Origin of the sequence: Variovorax sp. KBW07 (genome assembly GCF_003852515.1) — a bacterium.
In the GTDB taxonomy this organism is placed as follows: domain Bacteria; phylum Pseudomonadota; class Gammaproteobacteria; order Burkholderiales; family Burkholderiaceae_C; genus Variovorax.
The window spans coordinates 21424-31240 of sequence record NZ_QAJK01000089.1; the positions used below are offsets into that span (position 1 = coordinate 21424).

8 protein-coding genes are annotated in these 9817 nt (G+C 66.2%); 3 read left to right on the plus strand and 5 right to left on the minus strand.

What is annotated here, in order from left to right; genetic code table 11:
* Window positions 1-522: a peptide deformylase gene (gene def, locus DBV14_RS18680; protein ID WP_124460830.1), complete on the minus strand. Its 522-nt coding sequence runs from the start codon at window positions 520-522 to the stop codon at window positions 1-3.
* Between the two features lie 159 nt (window positions 523-681).
* On the opposite strand from def, the gene DBV14_RS18685 reads away from it, so the two are divergent.
* From DBV14_RS18685 to DBV14_RS18695, 3 genes are read left to right on the plus strand one after another with little or no spacing between them, the layout of a single operon-like run.
* The gene (locus DBV14_RS18685; protein WP_124460832.1) at window positions 682-1905 is read left to right on the plus strand and encodes a LysM peptidoglycan-binding domain-containing protein; all 1224 of its coding nucleotides are present in this window, start codon (window positions 682-684) and stop codon (window positions 1903-1905) included.
* 35 nt (window positions 1906-1940) lie between these two features.
* Window positions 1941-3089, plus strand: coding sequence for a DNA-processing protein DprA (gene dprA, locus DBV14_RS18690; protein WP_124460834.1), 1149 nt, complete (start codon window positions 1941-1943; stop codon window positions 3087-3089).
* Between the two features lie 34 nt (window positions 3090-3123).
* Complete coding sequence (locus tag DBV14_RS18695; protein WP_124460836.1) at window positions 3124-3642, plus strand: DUF494 family protein; 519 nt, start codon at window positions 3124-3126, stop codon at window positions 3640-3642.
* A 118-nt stretch (window positions 3643-3760) separates the two neighbouring features.
* Here DBV14_RS18695 and DBV14_RS18700 read toward each other — a convergent pair whose 3' ends face one another.
* From DBV14_RS18700 to yajC, 4 genes are all read right to left on the minus strand, one after another.
* Window positions 3761-6220 carry a DUF1631 family protein gene (locus DBV14_RS18700; protein ID WP_124460838.1) on the minus strand — a complete coding sequence of 820 codons (2460 nt, stop codon included), beginning with the start codon at window positions 6218-6220 and terminating at the stop codon, window positions 3761-3763.
* 161 nt (window positions 6221-6381) lie between these two features.
* The gene (gene secF, locus DBV14_RS18705) at window positions 6382-7341 is read right to left on the minus strand and encodes a protein translocase subunit SecF (RefSeq protein ID WP_124460840.1); all 960 of its coding nucleotides are present in this window, start codon (window positions 7339-7341) and stop codon (window positions 6382-6384) included.
* An 18-nt stretch (window positions 7342-7359) separates the two neighbouring features.
* Complete coding sequence (secD, locus tag DBV14_RS18710) at window positions 7360-9252, minus strand: protein translocase subunit SecD (protein WP_124460842.1); 1893 nt, start codon at window positions 9250-9252, stop codon at window positions 7360-7362.
* Window positions 9253-9333: 81 nt separating this feature from the next.
* Entirely contained in the window at window positions 9334-9666 is a 333-nt protein-coding gene (yajC, locus tag DBV14_RS18715) for a preprotein translocase subunit YajC (RefSeq protein ID WP_093242720.1), read from the minus strand.
* Window positions 9667-9817: the final 151 nt, after the last annotated feature.

The following is a 9817-nucleotide window of genomic DNA, read 5'->3' on the forward strand; positions in this document are numbered from 1 at the left end:
TCAAGGCCGTCCTTCGCGCATTTCTTCGCGTTGCTGCTTGAGCAATTTGCTCTTGATGCGGTTGCGCTTCAGGGGCGAGAGGTATTCGACGAACACCTTGCCGAGCAGGTGGTCGAGTTCGTGCTGGATACACACGGCCAGCAGGCCGTCGGCCTCGATGGTGCGCATTTCGCCTTCGGCGTCGAGCGCCTGCACCTTGACCGAGGTCGAGCGCATGACGCCGTCGTAGATGCCGGGCACCGACAGGCAGCCTTCTTCGTTCAGCACCTTTTCGTCGCTCGCCCAGGTGATTTCCGGGTTGATGAGCACGATCGGCTCGTTGCGTTCTTCGGACACGTCGATGACGACCAGCCGCTCGTGCACGTCGACCTGGGTCGCGGCCAGACCGATGCCGTTGGCGTCGTACATGGTTTCCAGCATGTCGGCGACCAGTGCCTTGATGCGCGCATCGACGCCCTGCACGGGTTTGGCCACCGTGTGCAGGCGTTTGTCCGGGTAACTCAGAATGATTCGTTTGGCCATGAAATCGGGGGGAAGTTGTGGCTATTTTCGCCAATTCCGCGACGCGACGGGCCGCACGGGCCCGAAAACGTTGCCCTCCCAGGGGCTTCAGCGCAGAATTCGTAGCAAATTGTGAGATTCGTATGCGCAGCGATACGTCGCACGCTCACCCATCCAGACATGAAAAAGCTCAGATCCACTGAACGCCAGCGCCCCTCTTTCCGTGCAACGTTGACCGCCCTGGCGGTCATTGGCAGTTGCGGCGCCACGACGGCCTGGGCCCAGACTCAAAGCTTTCCTGTCACGCCCCAGCAACGGGCCACGGCCCAGCAAACCGCGCAGGCCGGCGTTCCGCTGAGCGAACTGTCGCCCAAGGCGCCCGACGAATACACCGTCAAGCCCGGCGACACGTTGTGGGCCATTTCCCGCCTGTACCTGCTGCGCCCCTGGCGCTGGCCGGAACTGTGGGGCATGAACATCAACGAAATCGCCAACCCGCACCGGATCTATCCGGGCCAGGTGCTCTACCTGGACAAGAGCGGCGGCCGCGCCCGCCTGACCACCCGCCGCGGCGGCTTCAGCGGCGACGGCGGCACCATCAAGCTGTCACCCCGCACCCGCTTCGACTCGCTGGCCGGCATGGCGCTGCCCACGCTGAACCCCAGCCTGATCGAGCCCTTCCTGAGCGAGCCGATCGTGGTGGACGCCAACACGCTCGACGCCGCACCGCGCATCGTGGCCGGCAACGACAGCCGCGTGCTGCTGTCGCGCGGCGACCGCGCCTATGCCCGTGGCAACGCCGAATCGCCGCTGGTCGAGGTGCCGGGTCCGGTGCAGAGCTTTCGCGTGTTCCGCAACGCCACGCCGCTGAAAGACCCCGGCACCGGCGAGATCCTCGGCTACGAGGCGCAGTACCTGGGCAAGGCCCAGCTGCAACGCGGCGAGTCGACCACCATCGAGACGGTGGAAGACAAGGACCTCATTACCGTGGTGCCCGCCAGCATCGACATCGTCGCGTCGCGCGAGGAAATGCGCGCCGGCGACCGCCTGCTGCCCGAGCCGCCACGCCAGTTGCTGAGCTACGCCCCTCGTGCCCCGTCCACGCAGGTCGACGGCCGCATCATCTCGGTCTATGGCAACGCGGTGCAGTTCGCGGCCCAGAACCAGGTCGTGGCCATCAACAAGGGCACGCGCGACGGCATCGACAGCGGCCACGTGCTGGCGATCCTGAAGAACGGCGAGACCATCATCGACCGCACCGGTGCACGCAAGGAAACCATCAAGCTGCCGAACGAACGCATCGGCCTGCTGATGGTGTTCCGCACCTTCGAGAAGGTGTCCTACGCCCTGGTGCTCGAAATCAACGACACTCCGCGCGCCGGCGACTTCCTCGTCAACCCCTGACCTGCGGCTCCGGCCTCTCTCGCACTCACACTCGCTTGGAACGCGCCGAACTCGCAGGCTGGCTGCGGCTTTCACTGACGCCGGGCATCGGCGATGCCACCGCGCGCCGCCTGCTCGCGGCCTTCGGGCTGCCCGAAGATGTCTTCGCGCAGCCCGATGCCGCGCTGCGAGAAGTCGTCTCGCTGGCCCAGGCCGACGCCCTGCGGCAAATACCCACCGGCCTGCAGGCGCAGGTCGACCAGACCTGGCAGTGGCTGCACGCGACCGACAACGGCATCTCGCGCCGCCTGGTGACGCTGGGCGACGCCAGCTACCCGACGTCGCTGCTCGAAATGGTCGACCCGCCGCCGATGCTCTATGTGCTCGGCGCCGCCGACTTCGACCTGACGCAGCTCGGCAACTGCATCGCCGTCGTGGGCAGCCGCAACCCGACGCCGCAGGGCGCCACCAACGCGCGCAGCTTTGCGCGGGCGCTCGGCGATGCCGGCCTGCCGGTGGTGTCTGGGCTGGCGCTGGGCGTCGATGGTGCGGCGCACCAGGGCGCGCTCGAGGCCGCGGGCAACACGCCACGGCTTGCCACGGTGGCCGTGGTCGGCACCGGGCTCGACCGGGTCTATCCGGCGCGGCACCGCGAGCTGGCGCACCGCATCACCCTGCAGGGCTTGATCGTCAGCGAGCTGCCCCTGGGCACGCCGCCCATGACGCAGAATTTTCCGAAGCGCAACCGCCTCATCGCGGGGTTGGCGCGCGGCACGCTGGTGGTCGAGGCGGCGCTGCAATCGGGCTCGCTCATTACCGCGCGGCTCACGTCGGAGCAGGGCAAGGAAGTGTTCGCGATTCCGGGATCGATCCACTCGCCGCAATCGCGCGGCTGCCATGCGCTGATCCGCCAGGGCGCGAAGCTGGTCGAGTCGGTGAACGACATCCTCGAAGAACTGCCGCCCCTGCGCACCGCCAGCACCATGGCTGCGCCCGTTGAAGACGAAGCGACCGACAACGGCACGCCGGCCTCCGACGATCCGTTGCTCGAAGCGCTCGGCTTCGACCCCGTGAGCCTCGACGCGCTGAGCGCGCGCACCGGCTGGAGCGTCGCTGCGCTGCAGGCAAAGATGCTCGAACTCGAGCTCGACGGCTATGTTTCACGGCTGCCCGGCGGACTCTTTCAACGGGTCGCTTCCACTTAGCCCGCATTGCACGAACGTCGGCTATATTGGGCTCATGTTCGAAGTGCTTGTTTTTGTCTACGAAAACTATTGGCGCGGCGATGCCTGTCCCGAACCGGAGCAACTGGGCCGCAAGCTCAGTGCCCACGGCTTCGAGGCAGAAGAGATCCGCGATGCCCTGCACTGGCTCGACGGCCTGAGCCTTGCAACGCAAGGCATGCAGATCGAACGCCACGCCGACAACGCAGCCACCGCCACGGTCCGCCTGCGCGGCACGCCCGAAGCAGCCCTGCCCCAATCGGATGATGCGATGCGCGTCTACTCCCAGGCCGAACAGGAGCACCTGGGTGCGGAGTGCCTGGGCTTCATCCGCTTTCTCGAAGCGTCGAACGTGCTGCCGTGCGGCCTGCGCGAGATCGTGGTCGAGCGCGCCATGGCCGCGCCCGGCGACCCGGTTGCGCTCGACGAGCTGAAGATCATCGTGTTGATGGTGCACTGGAGCACGGGCATCGAGCCCGATGCGCTGGTGCTCGACGAGCTCTGCGAAAGCCGCGAAGGCCGTACGGCACATTAGCTCGCCCCCAGGCTTCGCGCACTTCGTGTCGCTTCTCCAACCCCCTACCGGGGGCAACACCTGAGGCCCGGCGAAGCCGGTTCCTCGGTGTTCCACGAAGGGGCCGAAAGCCAGTTCGCTAGTTCAGCAAGCGCTCGGGATTGGCGTCCAGCTTGGCCAGCGCCTCGCGCGTGGCGCGCACGGTGAGCGTCTCTTCTTCGGCCGGCACCAGCAGGCCCGCTTGCAGATACGTTGCCAGCCGTCCCACCTGGATCAGGAAGCTGCGCCCGTCGGCCGACGCGAACAGGTGCAGGCGCTTGCGGTCGCTGCGCCAGACAAATTGCACCTGGTTCACGCGGTCGTTGTGGTCGAGCATGAACCAGTTGCCCACCTGCAGCTCGTGCGCCCAGGCGACCATGTCTTCCGCCACCTGGGTGCCGGCGGCATCGGGAATGACCTCGATCGATGCCGCATCCACGCCCAGCAGCATCTCGATGCTGTGGGCATCGAGCGGCAGGTCGGAGGCGCCGCCGTCGTCGCTGACGAAATCTTCCAGGTGCGCCAGCCGCTCGGCCATGGCTTCGATCTTGGCCTGCGGAATGGCTTCGGTCTTCGACAGGAAGGCATCGGACAGCGTGGCGCCGATGATCTTGATGTGCGCTTCCTGCGGCTCATCGACGATGCCCAGCAGCGCCATGCCCTGGCGCAGGCGCTGAAGCAGCTGCGGCAGGTCTTGAATGACGCGGGCGCGGTCGGTGCGGTTGGGCTTGGCGCTCGCGGCCCAGACCAGCTCGGAGGCCACGCGCTTGAGCATGACGGTCTGTTCGCCCTGCGCGCCATAGCGCAGCGCGGCAATGGCCAGCACCTCGGCCCAGACCTTGAACAGGAACTCCCGGATCTCGTCGCGCACCGGCATGTCGTTGAGCATCTTGCGCAACTCGATGGTGTACTGGATGGCCATCGTTTCCTTCTGCTCGACCTGCTGCGCGACGCTCATCACGCGCTGCGTGCTGTCGCTCTGCGTCAGGTAGCGGCTGAGGAAAGCCACGAACTCGTCGAACACCAACTTGAACACGCGCTGGCCCGTCTCGGGGTATTGCTCGATCACCTGCACCACGCGGCGAATTTCGTTTTCGAGCGCGCTGCCGGTGATGGCGGCGGCGTCGAAACCCATCACGCAGGAGCCCATGCGGTCGATCAGCATGCGCGCGGGGTGCTGCAGCGTGCCGAAGAATTCGGGCTCGGCGATGGCCACGCGCAGCACCGGCATCTGCAGCCGCGCGAACCACACGCGTGCCGAGAACGGAATCCGCTCTTCGGCCAAGATGGCCTGGAACATCAGCGCCACGATCTCGACCGTGGCCTTGTCGGCCGTGGTCGGCGCGCGCTTCTTGAGCTCGGCGCTGCGCCGGCGCAGGTCGACCGCCGATTGCTGCAGCAGCGTGGCCTGTTCGCCCGAGCCGTCCATGAACTGCGTGGCCGCCATGCGGTAGGCGACCTCTGCATCGGCGATGGCGCCGGCGAAGGTGCGCGAGAACGCCCTTGGCGCGGCGGCGCCGCCGCTGCCAGTGCCGCTGTGCGCCGCATGGCCACCGCCGCTCACGCTGCTGCTGCCGCCACCGCCGCCACTGGCACGCGCCTCCGCGCCCGGAGCGAAATTCTGGTTGCCGCCGCCACCCGCGTCACCGCCGATGCGCGCGGTCACGAAGCGCTTGAGGCTCAGCAGCGCGGTCTGCGCGCGCTGCCGGGCGATCATCAGCGGCGAGCCGCCGGTGGTCGACGTGGACATCACGGACGACGGCGCCGAGCCCTGCTGCCCTTCGAAACCGAAGCCCGGCCGCTGCGCGCTGTGCGGGCCGCCGGACGTGCTGCTGTGGCCCTGGTGATGGTCCATCGGCGCGTTCGACGACGAGCCGCCCGTGCCCGTGCCCGCACCACCACCCGCGTTGCCCGTGCGCCGCACGAAGCTCTTGAGGTCGATCTCCGGCATCACGCCATTGGCGATCAGGAAGGCGTTGGCGCTTTCGTAGGCCTTGACGACCCCGTCGATCAGCGCCGCCTGCACCGCGTCCTGCACCCGGCTCCAGAGCCCGCGGCTCAGGCCGGCCGCCAGCCATTGCTCCACCAGCAGCTTGGCGAGCGTCTCGGGCTTCAGCACGTCCTTGGCATCGAGCTCGCTCGTACCTTCCAGGTGCTGGATGCGCAGGCGCAAGTCGCTCAGCTCGAAGCTGGCCTTGTCGTGGATCAATTGCGCCAGGCGCGACGAAAGGATGTTGCTTTCCACCACTTCGTCGCCGATCAGCTCGAGCCGCAGCGCCGAAGACGAGGTCGACGGCGCGCTGCCGGTCGATGCGCCCAGCGCCTTGCGCCAGCCGGTCTGGGCGAGCGAAATCCATTGGGAGCCCTGTCCCTGGAACGCCACGAAGTCGTCGCGGTGCTCCTGCATGGCGCGGGCGTTGCCGGCTTCCGAAGACTGCGAGGCCAGCCGGTCCCGGATCGCGCGGGCCAGCGGAACGATCACGCCTTCCGTGGCCAATACGAAACGCTCACGCGTCTCGCGTGCGAGCTGCAGGGAGGAAGCGGACCGCGCAATGCTCATTGAAAGATCGGGAAAACCAAGGTAAACGATTCGACGTTGTCGGCAACACCCGCGAGCTTGCATCGGGATGCGCAACCGCACAAGTGTCTGCACCGCCAGCGTTGCATGCGAACCGCGGTGCGGCCCCGCCGCTGCCGCTTTGTTTGAACCTCAAGTATCCGTCAGACCACAGCGCCGGCGTTGGGGTCGTCTTCCGATTCGCCGTCGCGCTTGGTCGGGCCGCCCTTGATCAGGTCTTCGCGCTTCACGCCCAGCCACATGGCGATGGCGGCAGCCACGAAACAGGACGAGTAGATGCCGAAGCAGATGCCGATGGTCAGCGCCAGGGCGAAGTAATGCAGGGTCGGGCCGCCGAAGAAGAACATCGACAGCACCACCAGCTGCGTGGAGCCGTGGGTGATGATGGTCCGGCTGATGGTCGAGGTGATCGCGTTGTCGATCACTTCGTGGGTCGACAGCTTCCGGTAGCGGCGGAAGTTCTCGCGGACCCGGTCGAAGATAACCACCGATTCGTTCACCGAGTAGCCCAGCACCGCCAGCACCGCCGCCAGCACCGCCAGCGAGAACTCCCACTGGAAGAAGGCGAAAAAGCCCAGGATGATCACCACGTCGTGCAGGTTGGCCAGAACGGTAGCCAGCGCAAACTTCCATTCAAAGCGAAACGCCAGGTAGATCATGATGCCGACGACCACCATGCCAAGGGCCTTCAGGCCGTTGGTGGTGAGTTCCTCGCCGACCTGCGGTCCGACGACCTCCAGGCCGCGCTGGGTGGCCGAGGGGTCGACCGACTGGAGCGCGCCCATGACCTGAGAGCTTTGCTGGTCGGAGCTCATGCCCTTCTGGGCCGGCAGGCGGATCTGCACGTTTTCGGACGAGCCGTAGCTCTGCACCTGCACGTCCGCATAGCCGAGCTTGCCGATGGCTTCGCGGACTTTGCCGATGTCGGCCGATTGCTTGTAGGCGACTTCCATCACCGTGCCGCCCGTGAACTCGACCGACAGGTGCAGGCCGCGATGGAACAGGAAGAACACGGCCAGCGCGAAGGTGGCGAAAGAGACGATGTTCAGCACCAGTGCATGGCGCATGAACGGGATCGTCTTGTGGATGCGGAAAAATTCCATGGCGCTTGTCCTTGAGCTTTACTTGGCGTCGGCCACGGCCGTGCCGTCGGCGCCATCGGCCTTGGGCCGCCAGACCGTGCCGATCGACACCGACTTGAGCTTCTTCTTCTGGCCGTACCAGAAGTTCACGAGGCCACGCGAGAAGAACACGGCCGAGAACATCGAGGTGACGATGCCGATGCAATGCACCACCGCGAAGCCGCGCACCGGGCCCGAACCGAAGGCCAGCAACGCGATACCCGCGATCAGCGTGGTCACGTTGGAGTCGAGAATCGTGCCCCAGGCGCGTTCGTAGCCCGCGTGGATGGCCGCCTGCGGCGACGCCCCGTTGCGAAGCTCTTCGCGCACGCGCTCGTTGATCAGCACGTTGGAGTCGATGGCCACGCCGATGGCAAGCGCCATGGCCGCAATGCCGGGCAGCGTGAGCGTGGCCTGCAGCATCGAGAGAATGGCCACCAGCAGCATCAGGTTGACGGCCAGCGCGATCGAGGAGAACAGGCCGAACAGTGCGTAGTACGCGCACATGAAGACCATGATCGCCAGGAAGCCGTACATCACGCTCTTGAAGCCCTTCTCGATGTTGTCGGCGCCCAGGCTCGGACCAATGGTGCGTTCCTGGATGATTTCCATTGGCGCGGCCAGCGAGCCGGCGCGCAGCAGCAGCGCGAGGTCGTTGGCTTCGCTCACGGTCATCGAGCCCGAAACCTGGAAGCGGTTGCCCAGTTCGCCGTTGATCGACGGGGCCGTGAGCACTTCGCCCTTGCCCTTCTCGAAGATCAGCATGGCCATGCGCTTCTTGAAGTTTTCGCGGCTGACGTCGCGCATGATGCGGCCGCCCTTGGCGTCCATGGTCAGGTCGACCTTGGGCTGGTTGCTCTGCTGGTCGAAGCCAGGCTGGGCATCGGTGAGGTTTTCGCCGGTGACGAGCACCTGCTTCTTCACGATCACCGGACGGCCCGTGCGGTCGAGGAATTTCTCGGAGCCGAAAGGCACCGGTCCGCCGCCCAGCTCGGCCGCGCGGCCTTCGGGGCTTTCGTCGACCATGCGCATTTCGAGCGTGGCGGTGCGGCCCAGGATTTCCTTGGCCTTGGCCGTGTCCTGAACGCCGGGCAGTTGCACCACGATGCGGTCCAGGCCCTGCTGCTGGATCACCGGCTCGGCCACGCCGAGTTCGTTGATCCGGTTGTGCAGCGTCGTGATGTTCTGCTTGAGCGCGGCATCCTGCAGGCGGCGCGCGGCCTCCGGCTTGATGGTCGCCGTCAGGCGCCAGTTGCTGCCGTCCTGGCTGTCGGTGGTGGAGAGGTCCTGGAACTGGTCCTGGATGATCCGCTTGGCCGCGTCGAGCGAGGCCGCGTCGCGGAAAGTCACCTCGACCGTCTGGCCGTTACGGCTCACCTGCGTGCCGCGGATGCTCTTGTCGCGGAAGGTGGTGCGCAGGTCGCTCGCAAAGGACTCGGCCTTCTTGTCGATCGCGCCCTTCATGTCGACCTGCAGCAGGAAGTCGACGCCGCCGCGCAGGTCGAGGCCGAGGTACATCGGGAAAGCGTGCAGCGCGGTCAGCCACGAAGGCGAACGCGACAGCAGGTTCAGCGCCACCGTGTAGGGCGGGTCGCTGGCATCGGGCACCAGCGCGCGCTGCAGCACGTCGCGACCCTTGAGCTGGTCGTCCGTGGTGGTGAAGCGGGCACGCAGCGAGCCTGCGTCGAGCGTGATCAGGTCGGGCGTCAGGCCCGCCGACTTCAGCGCCTCTTCGACCCGGGTCTGGGTGGCGGCGTCGACCTTGACGGTCGTCTTGGCCGCGGACACCTGTACAGCAGGTGCCTCACCGAAGAAATTGGGCAGGGCATAGATGAGCCCCACCAGCAACACGATCACGATGATCGCGTACTTCCAGACCGGGTAACGGTTCATGAGAAAGCGCTTTTCTAGAACGGAACACGGCGTGAATTGGGGCCCTGCGCCGCAAAGCGCAAGGATCAGCTCACGCTTTTTTTACTTGACGGCGCCCTTGGGCAGGACCTGGACCACAGCACTGCGCTGCACCTTGATCTCGACGCCATTGGCGATTTCGAGGCCCAGGTACTGGTCGCCCAGCGAGGTGATCTTGCCGAGCACACCGCCGGCGGTGGCGACTTCGTCGCCCTTGGCCAGCGCTTCGATCATGGCGCGCGCTTCTTTCTGGCGCTTCATTTGCGGGCGGATCATGACGAAATACAGCACCACGAACATCAGCACCAGGGGCAGCATGCTCCCGAGCGAGGACAACATGTCACCGCCGCCGGCGGCTGCGGGCGCGGTCTGGGCGAAAGCAGAGGAAATGAACAAGAGAGTCTCCAACAGAGGGAAGAGAAAACGAGAAGAGCGCGAACCGGGGTCCGTCGTTCCATCTCTTCGCGGCCACAGGGAAAACGGGCCGCAAATCAAAGCTCGGCGGGGCTTGGCCGCGCACAGCACCGGGCATTGTATTCGGGGCGCA

What these genes read in the sequence shown, in the direction of transcription:
- DBV14_RS18695 (WP_124460836.1), top strand. Translation starts at nt 3,124, where the DNA reads ATGTTCGAAGTGCTTGTTTTTGTCTACGAAAACTATTGGCGCGGCGAT.
- def (WP_124460830.1), bottom strand. Translation starts at nt 522, where the DNA reads ATGGCCAAACGAATCATTCTGAGTTACCCGGACAAACGCCTGCACACG.
- DBV14_RS18685 (WP_124460832.1), top strand. Translation starts at nt 682, where the DNA reads ATGAAAAAGCTCAGATCCACTGAACGCCAGCGCCCCTCTTTCCGTGCA.
- secF (WP_124460840.1), bottom strand. Translation starts at nt 7,341, where the DNA reads ATGGAATTTTTCCGCATCCACAAGACGATCCCGTTCATGCGCCATGCA.
- DBV14_RS18700 (WP_124460838.1), bottom strand. Translation starts at nt 6,220, where the DNA reads ATGAGCATTGCGCGGTCCGCTTCCTCCCTGCAGCTCGCACGCGAGACG.
- secD (WP_124460842.1), bottom strand. Translation starts at nt 9,252, where the DNA reads ATGAACCGTTACCCGGTCTGGAAGTACGCGATCATCGTGATCGTGTTG.